General features: G+C 61.1%; 15 protein-coding genes, 6 tRNA genes and 3 rRNA genes. 15 read left to right on the plus strand and 9 right to left on the minus strand.

Annotated features, from left to right (window positions below; genetic code table 11):
• The first annotated feature begins 220 nt into the window (after positions 1 to 220).
• Positions 221 to 415, plus strand: a complete 195-nt coding sequence (locus tag APZ15_RS05155; RefSeq protein ID WP_027788593.1) for a hypothetical protein — start codon at positions 221 to 223, stop codon at positions 413 to 415.
• Between the two features lie 133 nt (positions 416 to 548).
• Here the strand turns inward: APZ15_RS05155 and hppD are convergent, their stop codons facing one another.
• Entirely contained in the window at positions 549 to 1,646 is a 1,098-nt protein-coding gene (gene hppD, locus APZ15_RS05160; protein WP_027788592.1) for a 4-hydroxyphenylpyruvate dioxygenase, read from the minus strand.
• A 212-nt stretch (positions 1,647 to 1,858) separates the two neighbouring features.
• Between hppD and APZ15_RS05165 the strand changes: the two genes are divergently transcribed.
• A complete protein-coding gene (locus APZ15_RS05165; protein ID WP_027788591.1) occupies positions 1,859 to 2,383 on the plus strand; it encodes an Lrp/AsnC family transcriptional regulator in 525 nt (174 codons plus the stop codon).
• Positions 2,384 to 2,441: 58 nt separating this feature from the next.
• Here the strand turns inward: APZ15_RS05165 and APZ15_RS05170 are convergent, their stop codons facing one another.
• The 8 genes from APZ15_RS05170 to paaA form a co-directional block, all read right to left on the minus strand.
• A complete protein-coding gene (locus APZ15_RS05170) occupies positions 2,442 to 3,089 on the minus strand; it encodes a GNAT family N-acetyltransferase (RefSeq protein WP_027788590.1) in 648 nt (215 codons plus the stop codon).
• Positions 3,090 to 3,333: 244 nt separating this feature from the next.
• A complete protein-coding gene (locus tag APZ15_RS05175; protein ID WP_011350658.1) occupies positions 3,334 to 3,939 on the minus strand; it encodes a TetR/AcrR family transcriptional regulator in 606 nt (201 codons plus the stop codon).
• 16 nt (positions 3,940 to 3,955) lie between these two features.
• Positions 3,956 to 4,780, minus strand: coding sequence for a DUF1835 domain-containing protein (locus tag APZ15_RS05180; RefSeq protein ID WP_027788589.1), 825 nt, complete (start codon positions 4,778 to 4,780; stop codon positions 3,956 to 3,958).
• A gap of 128 nt (positions 4,781 to 4,908) precedes the next feature.
• Entirely contained in the window at positions 4,909 to 5,997 is a 1,089-nt protein-coding gene (gene paaE, locus APZ15_RS05185) for a 1,2-phenylacetyl-CoA epoxidase subunit PaaE (RefSeq protein ID WP_027788588.1), read from the minus strand.
• A 5-nt stretch (positions 5,998 to 6,002) separates the two neighbouring features.
• Positions 6,003 to 6,569, minus strand: coding sequence for a 1,2-phenylacetyl-CoA epoxidase subunit PaaD (gene paaD, locus APZ15_RS05190; protein WP_027788587.1), 567 nt, complete (start codon positions 6,567 to 6,569; stop codon positions 6,003 to 6,005).
• A 23-nt stretch (positions 6,570 to 6,592) separates the two neighbouring features.
• On the minus strand, positions 6,593 to 7,396 hold the full coding sequence (gene paaC / locus APZ15_RS05195; RefSeq protein ID WP_027788586.1) for a 1,2-phenylacetyl-CoA epoxidase subunit PaaC: 804 nt from the start codon (positions 7,394 to 7,396) through the stop codon (positions 6,593 to 6,595).
• A 10-nt stretch (positions 7,397 to 7,406) separates the two neighbouring features.
• Positions 7,407 to 7,691: a 1,2-phenylacetyl-CoA epoxidase subunit PaaB gene (paaB, locus tag APZ15_RS05200; RefSeq protein ID WP_027788585.1), complete on the minus strand. Its 285-nt coding sequence runs from the start codon at positions 7,689 to 7,691 to the stop codon at positions 7,407 to 7,409.
• 37 nt (positions 7,692 to 7,728) lie between these two features.
• Positions 7,729 to 8,727 carry a 1,2-phenylacetyl-CoA epoxidase subunit PaaA gene (gene paaA, locus APZ15_RS05205; RefSeq protein WP_027788584.1) on the minus strand — a complete coding sequence of 333 codons (999 nt, stop codon included), beginning with the start codon at positions 8,725 to 8,727 and terminating at the stop codon, positions 7,729 to 7,731.
• 198 nt (positions 8,728 to 8,925) lie between these two features.
• Here paaA and APZ15_RS05210 point away from each other — a divergent pair, with 198 nt between their 5' ends.
• The 13 genes from APZ15_RS05210 to nusG all read left to right on the plus strand — a co-directional run bounded on the left by APZ15_RS05210 (position 8,926) and on the right by nusG (position 20,893).
• Positions 8,926 to 10,197, plus strand: coding sequence for an SGNH/GDSL hydrolase family protein (locus tag APZ15_RS05210; RefSeq protein ID WP_027788583.1), 1,272 nt, complete (start codon positions 8,926 to 8,928; stop codon positions 10,195 to 10,197).
• A 561-nt stretch (positions 10,198 to 10,758) separates the two neighbouring features.
• Positions 10,759 to 12,291, plus strand: a 16S ribosomal RNA gene (locus APZ15_RS05215).
• Positions 12,292 to 12,354: 63 nt separating this feature from the next.
• Positions 12,355 to 12,431 (plus strand) — tRNA-Ile (locus APZ15_RS05220).
• Between the two features lie 89 nt (positions 12,432 to 12,520).
• A tRNA-Ala gene (locus APZ15_RS05225) sits at positions 12,521 to 12,596 on the plus strand.
• 287 nt (positions 12,597 to 12,883) lie between these two features.
• Positions 12,884 to 15,764: ribosomal RNA gene (locus APZ15_RS05230) — 23S ribosomal RNA — on the plus strand.
• A 155-nt stretch (positions 15,765 to 15,919) separates the two neighbouring features.
• A 5S ribosomal RNA gene (gene rrf / locus APZ15_RS05235) occupies positions 15,920 to 16,032 on the plus strand.
• Together the 16S, 23S and 5S rRNA genes with 2 tRNA genes alongside form the textbook arrangement of a ribosomal RNA operon.
• Positions 16,033 to 18,213: 2,181 nt before the next feature.
• A tRNA-Tyr gene (locus APZ15_RS05240) sits at positions 18,214 to 18,299 on the plus strand.
• Positions 18,300 to 18,342: 43 nt separating this feature from the next.
• A tRNA-Gly gene (locus tag APZ15_RS05245) sits at positions 18,343 to 18,416 on the plus strand.
• Positions 18,417 to 18,440: 24 nt separating this feature from the next.
• A tRNA-Thr gene (locus APZ15_RS05250) sits at positions 18,441 to 18,515 on the plus strand.
• 69 nt (positions 18,516 to 18,584) lie between these two features.
• A complete protein-coding gene (tuf, locus tag APZ15_RS05255) occupies positions 18,585 to 19,775 on the plus strand; it encodes an elongation factor Tu (protein WP_006482910.1) in 1,191 nt (396 codons plus the stop codon).
• A gap of 59 nt (positions 19,776 to 19,834) precedes the next feature.
• A tRNA-Trp gene (locus APZ15_RS05260) sits at positions 19,835 to 19,910 on the plus strand.
• A gap of 43 nt (positions 19,911 to 19,953) precedes the next feature.
• Complete coding sequence (gene secE / locus APZ15_RS05265; RefSeq protein ID WP_006482892.1) at positions 19,954 to 20,334, plus strand: preprotein translocase subunit SecE; 381 nt, start codon at positions 19,954 to 19,956, stop codon at positions 20,332 to 20,334.
• A gap of 1 nt (position 20,335) precedes the next feature.
• Entirely contained in the window at positions 20,336 to 20,893 is a 558-nt protein-coding gene (gene nusG / locus APZ15_RS05270; protein WP_006400672.1) for a transcription termination/antitermination protein NusG, read from the plus strand.
• Positions 20,894 to 20,948 lie beyond the last annotated feature (55 nt).

The following is a 20,948-nucleotide window of genomic DNA, read 5'->3' on the forward strand; positions in this document are numbered from 1 at the left end:
CTGGGGCAAACCCGCCGCCCATCGGTTGCAATGCGGGGAGAACCGCGGCGGCGCACCGTAAAAGAGGGGCTGAATCATGCGTTACATCATGTAAAAGCATGTAAGGCCGCGTTCATCTGCGCGCAAATGCCGTTAATCTTGTCGGCCTGCCGGAGGTGCCCGGTCGCGTCGGTCTGTTTCGACGCATCGGGGAGGCGCCGGCAGTTTTACAGGAGGTGCAATGAACACACGTCATATCCAGAGTTTCCTGATCGTGTCCGCCGCGTTTTTCTCGATGACCGGCCCGGTGCACGCGCGAGGCGCGAGCGCACTGGCGGCAGCCGGCGCGCAGATGCAGCAGATCGCGCCGGCCCAGGACGCCGTCGCGCAGCCGTCGGCCGAGCGCGCCGTCGCGTCGAAGGCGAACGCGCGTTGATCCGTTCGCGCGGCCGGCGGGCCGCGCCGGAATGCAAAAAGGGCGGGAATCCTCGGATTCCCGCCCTTTTTCTTTGTGCCGCCGGATCGGGCGGGTTGCCGGGTTGCCCCGGAGCAGCCGCCCGCCGGATGCGTCAGGCCTTGTCCTGCACGACGCCGCGACGGATCTGGTCGAGCTCGATCGATTCGAACAGTGCCTTGAAGTTGCCTTCGCCGAAGCCCTGGTTGCCCTTGCGCTGGATGATCTCGAAGAAGATCGGTCCGATCTGGTTCTCGGTGAAGATCTGCAGCAGCAGGTCGTCGCGCGCGCCGTCGATCAGGATCTTGCGCTTTTTCAGTTCGTCCAGCGATTCGCCGTGGTTCGGCACGCGGCGGTCGACCAGTTCGTAATACGTGTCGATCGTGTCGAGCAGCTTCACTTCCTTGCTGCGCAGGCCGTCGACCGCCTGGTAGATGTCGCTGGCGCCGAGCGCGATGTGCTGGATGCCTTCGCCGTGGTATGCGTCGAGGTATTCCTGGATCTGGCCGGCCGTATCCGAGCCTTCCTCGTTGATCGGGATGCGGATCTTGCCGCACGGCGACGTCATCGCCTTCGACTTCACGCCCGTCACCTTGCCTTCGATGTCGAAGTAGCGCACTTCGCGGAAGTTGAACAGGCGCTCGTAGAACTCGGCCCATTCCTGCATGCGGCCGCGATGCACGTTGTGCGTCAGGTGGTCGATATAGGTGAGGCCGTGGCCGACCGGGTTCGGGTTCGCGCCGGCGATCGGCTCGAAGTCGACGTCGTAGATGCTGATGTCGCCGATTGCGCCCGGCTGCGCGCCGTTCTTGCCGCGCCAGCGGTCGACGAAGTAGATCAGCGAATCGCCGATGCCCTTGATCGCCGGGATGTTCAGCTCCATCGGGCCCGTCTTGTTGTCGAAGCCCCATGCGCCGAGTTCGAGCGCGCGCTTGTACGCCTTCGCGGCGTCCTGCACGCGGAACGCGATCGCGCAGATCGACGGGCCGTGCAGGCGCGCGAAGCGTTGGGCGAACGAATCGGGTTCGGCGTTGATGATGAAGTTGATGTCGCCCTGGCGGTACAGCGTCACGTCCTTGTGGCGGTGGCGCGCGATCGCGGTGAAACCCATCCGTTCGAACAGCTGTCCGAGCGCTTTCGGGTCCGGCGCCGTGTATTCGATGAATTCGAAGCCGTCGGTGCCGACGGGGTTGTCCCAGTTCGGGATCTGCATGGCGTGTCTCCTGTGGGGGCGATCGGCCGCGGCGACGTGCGCCTGTCCGGCCTGGTTCGATGTCGAACGTGGCACACGCGGCGGCGTGCGCGACGAATCGGTACGTGCGACAGAGTGTAGCGGGCAGTCGCGAGCGTAAACTTGCGAACTTGATCGCCCGGACCTACGATGGCGCAATTTTCAGTCTTGAAATAATCATTGGAGGGCAGAAGATGGCGCACGCCGAATTGGATGCCATCGACCGGCGGATTCTCGCGATTCTTCAGGAGAACGGGCGCCTGTCGAACCAGGAGATCGCCGAGCGCGTGAACCTGTCGCCGAGCCCGTGCCTGCGGCGGATCAGGCGGCTCGAGGAGATCGGCGTGATCACCGGTTATGTCGCGCTGCTGAATCCGCAGAAGCTCGGGCTCGACCTGCTCGCGTACGTGAGCGTGCGGCTCGAGAAACGCGGCGGCCCGGCGCCGGTACGGGTCGACGAAACGTCGGCGCGCGCGGGCGCGACCCATGCGGAGCTGTTTCGCGCGGCCGTGCAGACCTGGCCGGAAGTGGTCGCGTGCCACGCGATGACGGGGGACATGGATTACCTGCTGCGCGTGCAGGTCGAGGACATGGCGCATTTCTCCCGCTTCGTGCAGGAGCATTTGCTGCATCACCCGTCGGTGATCGACGTGAAGACGAGCTTTTCGCTCGAATGCTTCAAGGAGACGACGGCGTTGCCGATTCGGTCGGTGCGCTAGTTGCGCGGCGGGGAGGGAGGGGCCGGGCGCGCGGAAGGCGCGGCCCGGCTGGCCGACGTTACGCCGTCAGGGCGGCGGGCATCAGCGATTCGATGAACTTCGTGGTGCGGCGCGCCTGGCGCTTCATCGCGTAGTCGAACACCGCGGCCTGCTCCTGCAGCATCTCGGCGATGATCGTCGAGTGGTCGGCCGGCGGCAGCGACAGGTACGCATCGGCCTCGCCGTACGCATACTCGATCCGCATCCCGGATTTCTTCGCGATGTGCATCATCGTCGCGTTACGCGACAGGCAGTGCATGTACAGCGTCGTCACGTGCGTGTTGCGGCTGCGGATCGCCGCGCGTTCGAACAGCTTCGAGCCGACACCGCGGCCGCGTGCGCTTTCGAGCACCGACACGCCGAATTCGGCCGTGCGCTTGTCGCCCTCGGCCGGCAGGTAGGCCAGGTGGCCGACGCCGATCAGTTCGAGGTCGTGGTCGAACACGCCGAACACGGTGTCGCGACCGAAGTCGATCGTACGGACATAGTTCTCGAGCACGTGGTCGGGCACCATCTGGCCGAAGCGCAGCAGGCGGTCCTCTTCGTCGAGCGAGAGAAAGTGGGTGAGCATCTGCTCACGGTCTTTGGAAGCCAGTTCCCTGACGAGAACCGGCGCAGTACCGGCGGTGCCGACGACATCGGCAGAGCCGTTGAATCGCGTGTTCATCGTGGGTTCCTCAATGTGTGACCGTACAGCGGGTTGTGCAATGCAGCAGCATTTTACCCGACCGTCAGCCCTCTGATTGGGGAAAACCCGTATTTAACGATGTTTGAGCTGGAGGATGAATTCTAAATCCGCTTAGTTAATCTGCTATCTATTTGATTTTAAATGGATTTAAAATTCATCATATGAAACGCGCGGCGGGCGGTCGCAGTGTGCCCATCGCGCAACGCTTGCTGCTGCGCGGCAATCAGGCGGCCGTCGACAGCCCGCGTTCGATCAGGTCGATCACCTGCTCGGCGAAGTCGCGGTAGCCGAGGCGGCCGCCGGGCTTCAGCCACGTGAACGTCCAGTTGATCATCCCGAACACCATCATCGTCACGGAAGTCTGGTTTTCCTTCGAGATGCGGTCCGGGTACGCGCGCGCCAGCTGTCGCGTGAATGCCGCGACGATGTCGCGCTGGCGGTCGAGCACGATTTCACGCTGCGCGTCCTCGAGATACTTCACGTCGTTGAGCAGCGCGACGTGGCGGCTGTGCGATGTCTCGTATTCGGCGAGGAACGCGCGCACGAGCTCCGCGAACGCGTCGCGCTCGCTGAGGCCGCGCCGCTGGCTCGCCCCTTCGACCTCGGCGATGATCAGCATCAGCCGTTTCGTGTAGCGGTCGAGCAGGTCGAACAGGATCGCTTCCTTGCTCTCGTAATAGTGATAGAGGCGTGCTTTCGACGTGCCGCTCGCGGTCGCGAGATCGGACATCGACGTGCTCGGATAGCTCGTCTGCGCGAATTTGTCGGCGGCCAGATCGAGGATCTGCTCGCGCTGGGATTCGTGGTCGGGCGCTCGGGTACGGGCCATGGTCGAATGCGGAAGATTAGCGGTGCGTGGCGGCCGCGCGGGCCGCGCGCACCTGCGTGGAAGAGAGGGCGTCGGGCGTGTCGTCCTGCAGCTCGAGCCGGCCGGCCGCCGCGAGTTCGCGGCAGCGCCACCAGGCGATCGAGTCGCTGACGAACAGCCCGCCGCGATCGGCGTCGGCCATGATGCTGCCGACGAGGCGCCGCGCGGGTAGCCAGTCGGTTTCCGCGCGCGCGAGGATCAGCGCGTCGAGTTCTTCATAGTGGCCGCTCTTGATCGTGTTGCTGACCCAGTAGCGCAGTTCGGCGTTCTGGTGCTTCGCCTCCTGCCATTCGAGCGCGAGGCGGCCGATGCGCAGCACCGAGATCGGCGCGGCCACCGGACGCTTGCGCGCCAGTTCGGCGGGCGAGAACATGCCGGTCGCGCATGCCTGGTCGGTGCGCGACAGCGACGCGCGCTGCGCCGGATCGAGGTCGGCGGCCGACAGCCGCACTTCGTTCAGGCGTTGCGGGACATTGCGCAGGTGATAGGCGACGCGCCGCAGCAGCAGCTTGTCGCCGACGCTCGGCGCATGCCACACCACCACCTGGCCCGTCTCCGTCGCCAGCTGGTCGAGGCGTGCGAATTCGGCTTCGATCTCTGCGTTCCAGTCGGGAATCTGGTCGCCGAGCACGCGCTGCCAGAAGGCTGCGCGCGTGTCGGGCGTCTCGTCGGCCCCCTTGAGCGGCCCGACGCCGAGATCGTCGAGCAATCCGACGACATGCTCGTCGCGCCCGGCTTGCGCGAGTGCCTCGTGCAGCGACGCGGCGGCGGTGCCGCCCTGAATCACATGAATGGTACTCATCGGCCTGTCGTCAACAAAAGAAAACCGCCGGCCGGGCGGACGTTGCGATGTCCAGCCGGCCGGCGGCCCCTAGTGTAAGCGAGATGTGTGACGGCGAGAAACCGTCCGGCGCCGCGACGCGACGTCGCTCAACGCTCGTCGAAGCTCACGACGACCTTGTCGCTGACCGGGTGGCACTGGCACGTGAGCACGAAGCCGTCCTTCACTTCATGCTCCTCGAGCGTGTAGTTCTTCTCCATCCGCACTTCGCCCTCGAGCACCTTCGCGCGGCACGTGCAGCACACGCCGCCCTTGCACGCGTAGGGCAGCGCGAGGCCCGCCCGCAGGCCGATATCGAGCAGGCTCACGCCTTCGTACGGCAGCCGCAGCTTGCGCTTCTTGCCGTCGAGCACGATTTCGAGGTCGGCGGCCGGCGTCTGGTCGGTGATTTCGACGACCGGCGCACCGGCTTGCGGCAGCGGCGTGCCGAAGCGCTCGACGTGCACCTTCGCCTGCGGCACGCCGGCTGCCTTCAGCGCGGCTTCCGCCGCGTCCATCATCGGCGCCGGGCCGCAGATGAACGCTTCGTCGATCGCGTCGGCCGGCGTCAGCGTGCCGAGGAATTCCGCGCATTTCGCCTGGTCGAGCACGCCGTTGAACAGTTCGACGTCCTGCTGGTCGTCCGACAGCACGTGATAGAGGACGAAGCGGTTCATGTAGCGGTTCTTCAGGTCCTCGAGCTCCTCCGCGAACATGATCGCGTCGACGCTGCGGTTGCCGTAGATCAGCGTGAACGTGCTGCGGGGCTCCAGTTCGAGCGTCGTCTTCACGATCGCGAGCACCGGCGTGATCCCGGAGCCGCCGGAGAACGCGACGTACTGCTTGCCGTGGTCGGCGTTCAGGTGCGTGAAGAAACGGCCGTCCGGCGTCATCACGTCGATCGTGTGGCCGGGCTTCAGCGTATCGAAGGCGAAGTTCGAGAAGCGGCCGCCGCGTACGCGCTTGATGCCGATGCGCAGTTCGCCGTCACGGTCGTAGTCCGTCGTGCCGACGCAGATCGAATACGAGCGGCGCGTTTCCTCGCCGTCGATGTGGGTCTTCAGCGTGACGAACTGGCCCTGCGTGAAGCGGTACGCGTCGCGCAGCTCGGGCGGCACGTCGAAGGAGACGGTCACGGCGTCGGCGGTCTCGGGCCGCACGTCGCGGATACGCAGCGGATGAAATTGCGGGGTCGCCATATCGATTAGTAGGGTTTGAAGTAGTCGAAGGGTTCGCGGCAGTCGACGCAGCGATACAGCGCCTTGCAGGCCGTGGACGCGAATTGCGCGAGACGCTCGGTGCGTGCCGAGCCGCAGCGCGGGCACGCGGGCGCCGCGACAGGCCGCGGCACGAAGCGCACGACGTTTTCCCGCGGCGCGGCGGTGCCGCATTGGCCGACCGGCGGCGCGATGCCGTACGCACGCAGCTTGTCGCGCGCTTCCTGCGTGATCCAGTCGGTCGTCCACGCGGGCGCGAGCACCGTCTCGATCCGGTGCGGCGGCAGGTCGGCGGCCTGCAGCGCGGCGGCGATGTCTTCGGCGATCTGCGACATGGCCGGGCAGCCCGAGTAGGTCGGCGTGATCACGACCTCGAGCTGGCCGTCGTCCGCGCGGCGGACGTCGCGCAGGATGCCGAGCTCGCGGATCGACACGACCGGGATCTCGGGATCGGGCACGGCTTCGAGCACGTCCCATGCGCGGGCGAGCAGCGGATCGTCGCGGCGCGCGGCAGGCACGGCGTTGGCGTTGGCGGGTGCGGTCTGGACGGACATCGTCGGGCTCCGTGGCGTCGGGGTTACCAGGTCGCGCCGGGGTGCTGGCGTGCGAGGCTTTGCAGTTCCGCGAGCAGGTAGCCCATGTGTTCCGAATGCTCGCCCTGCTTGCCGGTCGTCACGTGCTGCACGGGGGCCGGCAGCGTGAGCGTCGCCTCCGCGAGCGCGTCGTCCACGTCCGCGCGCCACGCCGCTTCGAGCGTGGCCGGTGCCGGGGCGATGCCCGCGGCCGCGACTGCGTCGTCGATCGCATCGGCGGCGAAGAATTCGCGCGTATACGGCGTCAGGTAGTCGAGCGCGTCCTGCGCGCGACGGTGCGATTCGTCGGTGCCGTCGCCGAGGCGTACGAGCCACTCGCGTGCGTGCTGCACGTGATAGCGGGTTTCCTTCACCGATTTCGCGGCGATCGCGGCGAGCTGCGTGTCGGTCGACGTTTCCAGCGCGCTCCACACGTGCAGCATCAGCGCCGAGTACAGGAAGTTGCGCACGATCGTCACCGCGTAGTCCTTGTCGGCGTGCGCGGTGCCGGCGAGCGGGCCGTAATGCGGCAGTTCGGCGAGCGTGAAGTTCGCGAACTCGCGCTCGGTGCGGAAGTACGCGTAGTCGTCCTCGGTCTTCGTCGCGCCGGTGAGCTGGCGCTCGAGCTCGGCCGCATGCGTATACAGCATGCGCGCCTGGCCGATGAGGTCGAGGCTCATGTTGGTGAGCGCGATGTCTTCCTCGAGGATCGGGCCATGGCCGCACCATTCGGCATTGCGCTGACCGAGGATCAGCGTGTTGTCCGCGAGGCGCAGCACGTAGGAGAGGTGTTCGGGCGTGATCGTCATGGCGCGGGCGTTACATGTGGTTGACTTCGTCGGGCAGCGTGTAGAACGTCGGGTGACGGTAGATCTTGTCGCCCGCCGGTTCGAACAGCTCGGCCTTCTCGCTCGGATCCGACGCGGTGATCGCCGACGACGGCACCACCCAGATGCTCACGCCTTCCTGGCGGCGCGTGTAGACGTCGCGCGCCATGCGCAGCGCCATCGACGCGTCGGCGGCATGCAGGCTGCCGCAATGCTTGTGGTCGAGCCCCTGCTTGCTGCGCACGAACACTTCCCAGATCGGCCATTCCTTGTTCATCACTTTCTCCTGAATCCTGAATTCGATGGTGTGCCGCTCAGGCGGCGTGCTGTTCGGCGCGCGCGCGGCGCTTTGCTTCGTGGGCGAGGGCGGCTTCGCGCACCCATGCGCCGTCCTCGTGCGCTTTCACGCGGGTCGCGAGGCGTTCCTTGTTGCACGGGCCGTCGCCGTTGACCACGCGCCAGAATTCGTCCCAGTCGATCGTGCCGTAGTCGTGGTGGCCACGTGCTTCGTTCCACTTCAGGTCGGGATCGGGCAGCGTCACGCCGAGCACCTTCGCCTGGTCGACCGTCGCGTCGACGAATTTTTGCCGGAGGTCGTCGTTCGTGATCCGCTTGATGCCCCATTTCGCGGACTGGTTGCTGTGGACCGAATCGGCATCGCTCGGGCCGAACATCATCAGCACCGGCCACCACCAGCGGTTCACGGCCTGCTGGACCATCGCGCGTTGCGCGTCGCTGCCCTTCATCATCGACAGCAGCGCGTCGAAGCCCTGGCGCTGGTGGAACGATTCTTCCTTGCACACGCGGATCATCGCGCGCGCGTACGGGCCGTACGTGCAGCGGCACAGCGGGATCTGGTTCATGATCGCGGCGCCGTCGACCAGCCAGCCGATCACGCCGACGTCGGCCCAGGTCGGCGTCGGGTAGTTGAAGATGCTCGAGTATTTCGCCTTGCCGGCGTGCAGCGCGTCGATCAGCGAATCGCGCGATACCCCGAGCGTTTCGGCCGCGCTATAAAGATAGAGGCCGTGGCCGGCTTCGTCCTGGACCTTCGCGAGCAGGATCGCCTTGCGCTTCAGGCTCGGCGCGCGGGAGATCCAGTTGCCTTCCGGCAGCATGCCGACGACTTCCGAGTGCGCGTGCTGCGAGATCTGGCGGACCAGCGTCTTTCGATAGGCGTCGGGCATCCAGTCCTGCGGTTCGATCTTGCCGTCGGCAGCCATGACCGCATCGAACCGCGCCTGCTCGGGCGACTCGGCTGCGGCGTCGAGCGGCGCGACGTTGCCGGGGATGTCGAGGGATTGCGTGTACATGGCGAGGCTCTCGTCCGGTTGAATGTGTGCGAAGTATAAACCAACCGACCGGTCGGTTAATAAATTTCTTGCGGATTTGCGGAAAGACTCGGGTAAACGAGGGACATCGGGGCGCGATGGTGCTGCGTGATGGCGGCCGGCACGCGGGAGCCGCGCCTTCTGCGGCACAATGCCCGCTTTCCGACGAGGATTTTGCCGATGTCATTCCGAAGCAGTATCGCCGCGGCCGTGCTGGGTGCGGCCGCTTTTGTCTCGCCGCTCGTGGCGTCGGCTTCGGCCGCGCCGGCGGGATGGGTTGCCGCGTGGGCGACCGCGTTGCAGCCGATTCCCGACCTTGCCGCACCGCCGCCGCTTTATCGCGCGCCCGACGTTGCCGGTCGCACCGTGCGCCAGATCGTCTATCCGACAGTATCGGGGCGCGCCGCACGGATCCGCGTCAGCAATGCATACGGTCGTTCCCCCCTCGTCGTCGAGGCGGCGAGCCTCGCGCGCGCTGGCGAGGGCGCGGCGCTGTCCGGCGACGCGGCCGTGCCGGTCCGGTTCGGCGGCAAGGTGTCGGTGACGCTTGCGCCGGGCCAGGAACTCGAAAGCGATCCGGTGGGGATCGACGTCAGGGCCGGGCAGCCGTATGCGATCAGCCTCCAGATGGGGCCGAACCAGCGGATGACGGTCTGGCACCGCGTGTCGAACCAGTTCAATTATGTGTCGGTGCCGGGCGAGCACGTGAGTGATCCGGGGGCTGCCGCGTTCCGCACCCGCTTTACCCAATTTGCATGGGTGACCGAGCTCGCGGTCGAGACCGGTTCCGCGCGCGCCAGCGTAGCCGCGATCGGCGATTCGATCACCGACGGGCTGCGCTCGAGCGTGAACCGGAACCGCCGCTGGCCGGACGCACTGGCGCGTCGGCTGGCCGCCTCGGGCGCGGAATCGATCGGCGTCGCGAATCTCGGGATCAGCGGAAACCGGCTGCTCAGCGATTCGGCTTGCTATGGCACGTCGCTGGCGTCGCGGTTCGAGCGCGATGCGCTGTCGCGCGCGGGTGTAAAGGCGGCGATCGTGCTGATCGGGATCAACGACATCAACTTTGCGGCGATGCCGCCGCGCGCGGGGCTCGATTGCGACCACCCGCATACGCAAGTCACGGCTGCATCGCTGATTGACGGCTACCGCCGACTGATCGACGCGGCGCACCGTCAGGGCGTGAAGGTCTTCGGCGCGACGCTGACGCCGGCCGGGCTGCCGGCGGGGCGCGAGGCGATCCGGCTCGAGGTGAACCGGTGGATCCGGAGCGGTGGCGGGTTCGACGGCGTAGTGGACTTCGACGCGGTGCTGCGCGATCCGGCGCGCCCGAGCGTGCTGCAGCGTCGATTCGATAGTGGCGACGGCATTCATCCGAGCGACGCTGGATACACGGCGATGGCCGACGCGGTGCCGATTGAGCAACTGCAGACCGCGGTGGGCGGCAAGTAATGAGCTTATATATAGAGGGAAGTGTTGCCGGCCCCCTTGTGGTCGATGGCCACCGGCGGCCCGCCGAGCCCCAGCCCCGGTGCGCGCCAGCGCACGGGGGCTTTTCAAAATATTTTCACAAAGGGCTTGCGTAGATGGGGGCGGGTGCTTAGAATCACGCCTCTTTCGCGCTAACGGAAACGCGGCGCGGGAGAGGGAAGCAAAGCTGGTGGTGTGCTGCAGTGTCGGGCGCGCGGCTGGCTTGGAAGTTGAGCCCCGCAGTCGCAACGATGTAGTGTAAAAAGTTGTTGACGAGCTGCGAAACACGGTTCATAATTTCGCTTCTCTGCTGCTGAAAACGCAGCGCTGTCGGGAAACACGAAGTTCCTCGCAGATTGCTCTTTAAAAATTAACAGCCGATAAGTGTGGGCGCTTGATGAAAGCGAGCTGATCCTCGGATCAGATAGCAAAAGTATCAAGAGTCTCACACTAAAGTAAGTCAGGTTTATGAAGTAATTCATTTACCTGTCAGCTTTGAGTGAGCGACCGGTTCTTAACTGAACCGAAAACAGTAACAGGTTTAAACTGAAGAGTTTGATCCTGGCTCAGATTGAACGCTGGCGGCATGCCTTACACATGCAAGTCGAACGGCAGCACGGGTGCTTGCACCTGGTGGCGAGTGGCGAACGGGTGAGTAATACATCGGAACATGTCCTGTAGTGGGGGATAGCCCGGCGAAAGCCGGATTAATACCGCATACGATCCACGGATGAAAGCGGGGGACCTTCGGGCCTCGCGCTATAGGGTTGGCCGATGGCTGATTAGCTAGTTGGTGGGGTAAAGGCCTACCAAGGCGACGATCAGTAGCTGGTCTGAGAGGACGACCAGCCACACTGGGACTGAGACACGGCCCAGACTCCTACGGGAGGCAGCAGTGGGGAATTTTGGACAATGGGCGAAAGCCTGATCCAGCAATGCCGCGTGTGTGAAGAAGGCCTTCGGGTTGTAAAGCACTTTTGTCCGGAAAGAAATCCTTGGCTCTAATACAGTCGGGGGATGACGGTACCGGAAGAATAAGCACCGGCTAACTACGTGCCAGCAGCCGCGGTAATACGTAGGGTGCAAGCGTTAATCGGAATTACTGGGCGTAAAGCGTGCGCAGGCGGTTTGCTAAGACCGATGTGAAATCCCCGGGCTCAACCTGGGAACTGCATTGGTGACTGGCAGGCTAGAGTATGGCAGAGGGGGGTAGAATTCCACGTGTAGCAGTGAAATGCGTAGAGATGTGGAGGAATACCGATGGCGAAGGCAGCCCCCTGGGCCAATACTGACGCTCATGCACGAAAGCGTGGGGAGCAAACAGGATTAGATACCCTGGTAGTCCACGCCCTAAACGATGTCAACTAGTTGTTGGGGATTCATTTCCTTAGTAACGTAGCTAACGCGTGAAGTTGACCGCCTGGGGAGTACGGTCGCAAGATTAAAACTCAAAGGAATTGACGGGGACCCGCACAAGCGGTGGATGATGTGGATTAATTCGATGCAACGCGAAAAACCTTACCTACCCTTGACATGGTCGGAATCCTGCTGAGAGGCGGGAGTGCTCGAAAGAGAACCGGCGCACAGGTGCTGCATGGCTGTCGTCAGCTCGTGTCGTGAGATGTTGGGTTAAGTCCCGCAACGAGCGCAACCCTTGTCCTTAGTTGCTACGCAAGAGCACTCTAAGGAGACTGCCGGTGACAAACCGGAGGAAGGTGGGGATGACGTCAAGTCCTCATGGCCCTTATGGGTAGGGCTTCACACGTCATACAATGGTCGGAACAGAGGGTTGCCAACCCGCGAGGGGGAGCTAATCCCAGAAAACCGATCGTAGTCCGGATTGCACTCTGCAACTCGAGTGCATGAAGCTGGAATCGCTAGTAATCGCGGATCAGCATGCCGCGGTGAATACGTTCCCGGGTCTTGTACACACCGCCCGTCACACCATGGGAGTGGGTTTTACCAGAAGTGGCTAGTCTAACCGCAAGGAGGACGGTCACCACGGTAGGATTCATGACTGGGGTGAAGTCGTAACAAGGTAGCCGTATCGGAAGGTGCGGCTGGATCACCTCCTTTCCAGAGCTATCTCGCAAAGTTGAGCGCTCACGCTTATCGGCTGTAAATTAAAGACAGACTCAGGGGTCTGTAGCTCAGTCGGTTAGAGCACCGTCTTGATAAGGCGGGGGTCGTTGGTTCGAATCCAACCAGACCCACCATTGTCTGACGTGTCGGTGATCGTTAGCGCTTTAGCGCTTACGAGTACCCCAAGCCGACCGGCTAACACCTGAGGGTATCTGTACTCAATGGGGGCATAGCTCAGCTGGGAGAGCACCTGCTTTGCAAGCAGGGGGTCGTCGGTTCGATCCCGTCTGCCTCCACCAATCACCAACGCTAAGTGCTTGGTTCATATGATGAACCGAGAATTTTGCATTGGCGATTGAGCCAGTCAGAGCGGTACGAAAGTATCGGCTGTCGTTCTTTAACAATCTGGAAGAAGTAAGTAATTTGGATAGCGGAAGCGTCTTGAGATGGACGTGAAAACTATCCGGGTTGTGATTGTATCGATGTATCTCAAGATGATTCGAACTCTAAGTTTGACTCAATTGGAATACGGCACAACGCGAGAACTCAACCTGTAGCGACTGTCGATGAGACAGACTCGTTATAGGGTCAAGCGAACAAGTGCATGTGGTGGATGCCTTGGCGATCACAGGCGATGAAGGACGCGGTAGCCTGCGAAAAGCTACGGGGAGCTGGCAAACAAGCTTTGATCCGTAGATGTCCGAATGGGGAAACCCACTCCTTTTGGAGTATCCATGGCTGAATACATAGGCCATGTGAAGCGAACGCGGTGAACTGAAACATCTAAGTAACCGCAGGAAAAGAAATCAACCGAGATTCCCAAAGTAGTGGCGAGCGAAATGGGATGAGCCTTGCACTCTTTATTTGTATTGTTAGCCGAACGCTCTGGAAAGTGCGGCCATAGCAGGTGATAGCCCTGTAGGCGAAAACAGTATGAAAGAACTAGGTGTGCGACAAGTAGGGCGGGACACGTGAAATCCTGTCTGAAGATGGGGGGACCATCCTCCAAGGCTAAATACTCGTGATCGACCGATAGTGAACCAGTACCGTGAGGGAAAGGCGAAAAGAACCCCGGGAGGGGAGTGAAATAGATCCTGAAACCGCATGCATACAAACAGTCGGAGCCTCGTAAGGGGTGACGGCGTACCTTTTGTATAATGGGTCAGCGACTTACGTTCAGTAGCAAGCTTAACCGTATAGGGCAGGCGTAGCGAAAGCGAGTCCGAATAGGGCGTTCAGTTGCTGGGCGTAGACCCGAAACCAGGTGATCTATCCATGGCCAGGATGAAGGTGCGGTAACACGTACTGGAGGTCCGAACCCACTAACGTTGAAAAGTTAGGGGATGAGCTGTGGATAGGGGTGAAAGGCTAAACAAACCTGGAAATAGCTGGTTCTCTCCGAAAACTATTTAGGTAGTGCCTCGTGTCTCACCTTCGGGGGTAGAGCACTGTCATGGTTGGGGGGTCTATTGCAGATTACCCCGCCATAGCAAACTCCGAATACCGAAGAGTGCAATCACGGGAGACAGACATCGGGTGCTAACGTCCGGTGTCAAGAGGGAAACAACCCAGACCGCCAGCTAAGGTCCCCAAATATAGCTAAGTGGGAAACGAAGTGGGAAGGCTAAAACAGTCAGGAGGTTGGCTTAGAAGCAGCCACCCTTTAAAGAAAGCGTAATAGCTCACTGATCGAGTCGTCCTGCGCGGAAGATGTAACGGGGCTAAGCTATATACCGAAGCTGCGGATGCGAGCTTGCTCGCATGGTAGGAGAGCGTTCCGTAAGCCTGCGAAGGTGCCTTGTAAAGGGTGCTGGAGGTATCGGAAGTGCGAATGCTGACATGAGTAGCGATAAAGGGGGTGAAAGGCCCCCTCGCCGTAAGCCCAAGGTTTCCTACGCAACGTTCATCGGCGTAGGGTGAGTCGGCCCCTAAGGCGAGGCAGAAATGCGTAGCTGATGGGAAGCAGGTCAATATTCCTGCACCATTGTTAGATGCGATGGGGGGACGGATCGCGGAAGGTTGTCCGGGTGTTGGAAGTCCCGGTCGCTGCATTGGAGAAGGCACTTAGGCAAATCCGGGTGCGTAATTCAAGGGTGTGGCGCGAGCTCCTTCGGGAGCGAAGCAATTGGAAGTGGTTCCAAGAAAAGCCTCTAAGCTTCAGTCTAACGATGACCGTACCGCAAACCGACACAGGTGGGCGAGATGAGTATTCTAAGGCGCTTGAGAGAACTCGGGAGAAGGAACTCGGCAAATTGGTACCGTAACTTCGGGATAAGGTACGCCCTTGTAGCTTGACTGGCCTGCGCCAGGAGGGTGAAGGGGTTGCAATAAACTGGTGGCTGCGACTGTTTAATAAAAACACAGCACTCTGCAAACACGAAAGTGGACGTATAGGGTGTGACGCCTGCCCGGTGCCGGAAGATTAAATGATGGGGTGCAAGCTCTTGATTGAAGTCCCGGTAAACGGCGGCCGTAACTATAACGGTCCTAAGGTAGCGAAATTCCTTGTCGGGTAAGTTCCGACCTGCACGAATGGCGTAACGATGGCCACACTGTCTCCTCCCGAGACTCAGCGAAGTTGAAGTGTTTGTGATGATGCAATCTACCCGCGGCTAGACGGAAAGACCCCATGAACCTTTACTGTAGCTTTGCATTGGACTTTGAACCGATCTGTGTAGGATAGGTGGGAGGCTATGAAACCGGAACGCTAGTTTCGGTGGAGCCGTCCTTGAAATACCACCCTGGTTTGTTTGAGGTTCTAACCTTGGCCCGTGATCCGGGTCGGGGACAGTGCATGGTAGGCAGTTTGACTGGGGCGGTCTCCTCCCAAAGCGTAACGGAGGAGTACGAAGGTACGCTAGGTACGGTCGGAAATCGTGCTGATAGTGCAATGGCATAAGCGTGCTTAACTGCGAGACCGACAAGTCGAGCAGGTGCGAAAGCAGGTCATAGTGATCCGGTGGTTCTGTATGGAAGGGCCATCGCTCAACGGATAAAAGGTACTCTGGGGATAACAGGCTGATACCGCCCAAGAGTTCATATCGACGGCGGTGTTTGGCACCTCGATGTCGGCTCATCTCATCCTGGGGCTGTAGCCGGTCCCAAGGGTATGGCTGTTCGCCATTTAAAGAGGTACGTGAGCTGGGTTTAAAACGTCGTGAGACAGTTTGGTCCCTATCTGCCGTGGGCGTTGGATATTTGAAGGGGGCTGCTCCTAGTACGAGAGGACCGGAGTGGACGAACCTCTGGTGTACCGGTTGTCACGCCAGTGGCATCGCCGGGTAGCTATGTTCGGAAGAGATAACCGCTGAAAGCATCTAAGCGGGAAACTCGCCTTAAGATGAGATATCCCTGGGGACTAGATCCCCTTGAAGGGTCGTTCGAGACCAGGACGTTGATAGGTCAGGTGTGTAAGCGCAGTAATGCGTTCAGCTAACTGATACTAATTGCCCGTAAGGCTTGATCCTATAACAAGTCTGCCTTGTAGATCGGCGCCGTGTGAAAGCACCGGCCGCAAGATCCAGAGCGACATGTTGGATTCTCGTGTGTGATACACACAACCTAATTACTGCTTCTTCCCAGATTGGTTCTGTTGGCCACGCCAGCAGGACAACCCTCTTTGCCTGATGACCATAGCGAGTCGGTCCCACCCCTTCCCATCCCGAACAGGACCGTGAAACGACTCTACGCCGATGATAGTGCGGATTCCCGTGTGAAAGTAGGTAATCGTCAGGCTCCCTAAGCCAAGAACCCCCGCCCGAAAGGCGGGGGTTTTTGCATTCCGGCGATGGAAATGCGCGAGTGATCGGGATCGGTGGCCAGGACGCTGCTCGAGCTGGGGCCGGGGTGCCGATTCTCCAGGATTGCCTCTGCGAGACTGACGCAAAAGGCGATCAGACCGACCGATCGGGTTGGCCTTGCACCGCTAGCTGGCGCCGGCCAAGACCTACCATCCAAACATCCATCCACTTGCTGTTCACGGAGAGGGGATCGGATCGAGTCGCGACTCTGCCGCATTTCTGACCACTTCTCGCCGCAGATTCGTGCGTTGCTGGTTACGACCTGGAGTGGCATGGCCCGCTGCGCGAATGCCGGTTATCGTGCGCGGTTCCTCGGCGTATTGAGCACTTCTCCGCCCACAATCGTTGTTGCCATTTCGTATCAGAGGGTCGCGCCTGGCGGTTCCCGACATGAGCCATCAGGATGACCTGGGCAACGAGTGGCGCAAATCCGCCGTTTGGCGTCCTTTTGCCGAAAGCTCCAGGTGACTGCTGCCAATCGAGCGCACAAAGTCGGATTTTGCCCAAGATGACATCTCGTAGTGATCTTGGATTGTTTGTTTCTCAACTCGTCGCATCTTCTCTCAAATCGACCCGTTCAAAAAAATTGACGCTTCCGGCGTGCCACACGGAAGTCGTTGACGCATAGCGCGAACCGGACATACGCAAATTCCTCAACCAGATGCCATCAGAAATTCGCGCCGGTTCTTTTGGTGAGCGCTGGCTGCCCGTCCCGAAACACGTAGACTTCTTCGATGAGCGAATGGGCGGCGCCGCCAAAGCAGTCCCGCCTTTCACCTATCGACGTGAAGGGCGTGCCCCCGCATCGACGTCAGTCGATCGCGCCCAGCATGCGGTATCCGGATCGGTGCGGAGCCATTGCCCGGCGTAAACCGGCGCGTCGTATTCAGGCCTTGATCCCCGGTCGATGCGAGAAATGCCGGGCAGCTCGCAGCGGTCGTGGAAGTGTGGAGGTCGTGGGCCTGCTTTCCCGCGTCTTCGGATGAATGCGATGCGGAAAACGCGCAGGCGCCGAATCCTGCCCAGGTATCGGTGTTCAGCTGCACGAGGCGAACATCGTACGTGCATGGGGGAGCTCGTGTATTTGCCGCGATAGGTCGGCCAGATGCCGACGTTGGTCGGTTCGCACGGCGGCGAAGTGCAGTGGGCCGTGCACTGCAGACCGTTCGCAGAGATTGCAGGGACAAACCTGCGCGGCAGCTCCAGGCACGGCCGTGTGTCATCGCCAAGAAATGGCTGCAATGTGTCGATGCAGGCTGGGCTGCAGGATTCGTCTGCCGACGCGTTATCACCGGCGCCGGCGGTCATGGCGTCCATGGTGCATCGTTGATCAGCCATGCATGGGTGACCGCATCCTGACTCCACGAGGGTCCCCGGCCTACCCGATGTATACCGAACTTAGGCCCCCGGCATTGCGCGAGGACTTCAACCTGTCATATGCGACGAGCGATGCGGCGGCTGCCAGGGCATCCCGGGGCGTGGCTATCAGCTAGCCTCCTAACGGATCCGGGTGATCGTGCTCGGGCGACACGGGCGTCTGCCGGTCCAGCGGCGTGTGCGGTCAAAATCATGAAGGCCGGAAAAAGAGCAAGCAGACGCATGAAGTTCCGAACCAGGGCGGGCAGGTGGCCCGGGACGGTATTGTTCCTGTCGCTGACGTTGGCAAAGTCCAGTGTCGCCATCACGATTTCTGGTTGGAAGCGTTGCCCAAACTCATGATGCGATTGCTGGAAAGCGTTCGAAAGTCGTGTCACGTCAATCGCTGGCGGGTCGGGCCAGGCAACCCGAGAAACCAGCTATGGACTCCCAGGGGGTATCTAAAACAGATCATGGCATCCGCCCGGCACGAAATTTGCGGAAATTTTGCATCTACCCGCTTGGCAGAGTGCTCAAGAGATCGTATGATGGCGGTCTTTCGTTTTCAGCGCAGATGAAGATCGACGCTGAAAGCGGAGTCTGACGAAGATATGGCACTGATCGGTAGCACCCATGCTTGCCTTAGCCGGGCAAGGGCGGGAGATCGGTGGTCAGGCAGGCATCGGGAAGAGAGTGAAAATAATCTTCCGGATGTGCTTGACAGGGGCGCGATGTACCCCCATAATCGTCAGTTCTCTACGGAGGGGTGCCCGAGTGGCTAAAGGGGGCAGACTGTAAATCTGTTGGCTTACGCCTACGTTGGTTCGAATCCAACCTCCTCCACCAAGATATCAGCGCAGTGAGCGGTAAGGAATCGTTTGTGGCCCGTGCGGGTGTAGCTCAATGGTAGAGCAGAAGCCTTCCAAGCTTACGACGAGGGTTCGATTCCCTTCACCCGCTCCAGACCGCGAAGTTGAAGCGTAAAGCGCCCATGTGGCTCAGTGGTAGAGCACTCCCTTGGTAAGGGAGAGGTCGGCAGTTCGATCCTGCCCATGGGCACCAGCAGTAAAAAGTCAGTGTCTTGTTGTTTGCGCGCGGCGCAACCTGTGAAATTCCTTTTGGGAGTTGAAAATGGCCAAGGAAAAGTTTGAGCGGACCAAGCCGCACGTGAACGTTGGTACGATTGGTCACGTTGACCACGGCAAGACGACGCTGACGGCAGCGATCACGACGGTTCTGACGAAGAAGTTCGGCGGCGAAGCGAAGGCGTACGACCAGATCGACGCGGCACCGGAAGAAAAGGCGCGCGGCATCACGATCAACACGGCGCACGTCGAGTACGAAACGGCTAACCGCCACTACGCACACGTCGACTGCCCGGGCCACGCTGACTATGTGAAGAACATGATCACGGGCGCAGCGCAGATGGACGGCGCGATCCTGGTTTGCTCGGCAGCAGACGGCCCGATGCCGCAAACGCGTGAGCACATCCTGCTGGCGCGTCAGGTTGGCGTTCCGTACATCATCGTGTTCCTGAACAAGTGCGACATGGTGGACGACGCTGAACTGCTCGAGCTGGTCGAGATGGAAGTTCGCGAACTCCTGTCGAAGTACGACTTCCCGGGCGACGACACGCCGATCGTGAAGGGTTCGGCAAAGCTGGCGCTGGAAGGCGACACGGGCGAGCTGGGCGAAGTGGCGATCATGAGCCTGGCAGACGCGCTGGACACGTACATCCCGACGCCGGAGCGTGCAGTTGATGGCGCGTTCCTGATGCCGGTGGAAGACGTGTTTTCGATCTCGGGCCGTGGTACGGTGGTGACGGGTCGTGTCGAGCGCGGCATCGTGAAGGTCGGCGAAGAAATCGAAATCGTCGGTATCAAGCCGACGGTGAAGACGACCTGCACGGGCGTTGAAATGTTCCGCAAGCTGCTGGACCAAGGTCAGGCAGGCGACAACGTTGGTATCCTGCTGCGCGGCACGAAGCGTGAAGACGTGGAGCGTGGCCAGGTTCTGGCGAAGCCGGGTTCGATCACGCCGCACACGCACTTCACGGCTGAAGTGTACGTGCTGAGCAAGGACGAAGGCGGCCGTCACACGCCGTTCTTCAACAACTACCGTCCGCAGTTCTACTTCCGTACGACGGACGTGACGGGCTCGATCGAGCTGCCGAAGGACAAGGAAATGGTGATGCCGGGCGACAACGTGTCGATCACGGTGAAGCTGATTGCACCGATCGCGATGGAAGAAGGTCTGCGCTTCGCAATCCGCGAAGGTGGCCGTACGGTCGGCGCCGGCGTCGTCGCCAAGATCATCGAGTAAGCCAGTTATTCGTTGATCGACAGTTTTGGGGCTGGCAACAGCCAGCCCCAGTATGGTTTAGGGGTATAGCTCAACTGGCAGAGCGTCGGTCTCCAAAACCGAAGGTTGGGGGTTCGATTCCCTCTGCCCCTGCCAAAAAATAGCCACGTGTTCTACGTGGCATTTGTTTTAAGGTGTTATGGCGAATCCATCCGTCGAAACTGTAAATACCTCCGGCGATAAGCTGATGCTGGCCCTGGGCGTATTGTTGGTCTTGGCCGGATTCGTGGGCTTCTTCTGGCTGGCCAATCAGCAGTGGTATGTCCGCGGTGCCGCGTTGGCGGTAGGGATCATCGCCGGCGTGGCCGTCGGGCTGATGTCCGCCCCTGGTAAGAGCCTCATCGCCTTTGCCAAGGATTCGTACAAGGAAGTCCGGAAGGTCGTTTGGCCCACCCGCAAAGAAGCAACGCAAACCACACTCGTCGTGTTCGGTTTCGTGCTCGTGATGGCGATTTTCCTCTGGTTGAGTGACAAATCGATCGAATGGGTGATTTTCTCGGCGATTCTGGGTTGGAAATGATATGAGCGATACTCCGGCATCCCCGAGCGGAAAACGTTGGTACGTCGTGCACGCCTACTCCGGTATGGAGAAGAGCGTGCAACGTGCGCTTCAGGAGCGCATCGAACGTGCTGGCATGCAGGACAAATTCGGTCAGATCCTGGTTCCGACCGAAGAAGTGGTCGAAGTCAAAGGCGGCCACAAGGCAGTAACCGAGCGTCGATTCTTCCCCGGCTACGTGCTGGTGGAGATGGAAATGACGGACGAAACGTGGCACCTCGTGAAGAACACCGCGAAGGTTACCGGTTTCGTCGGCGGTGCACGTAACCGCCCGACCCCGATTTCCCCGAAGGAAGTCGAGAAGATCATGTCGCAGATGCAGGAAGGCGTCGAGAAGCCGCGCCCGAAGACCCTGTTCGAAGTCGGCGAGATGGTGCGTGTGAAGGAAGGCCCGTTCACGGACTTCAACGGCACCGTCGAAGAAGTCAACTACGAAAAATCGCGCGTGCGTGTGTCGGTCACCATCTTTGGTCGATCCACCCCGGTCGAACTCGAGTTCGGCCAGGTCGAAAAAGTTTGATCCCGATTCGGTGGGCAGCCTCGGCTGCCCACCTTCGCGCTTACGGCCCGCGTCA

This window comes from Burkholderia cepacia ATCC 25416 (genome assembly GCF_001411495.1).
Taxonomy (GTDB): Bacteria; Pseudomonadota; Gammaproteobacteria; order Burkholderiales; family Burkholderiaceae; genus Burkholderia; species Burkholderia cepacia.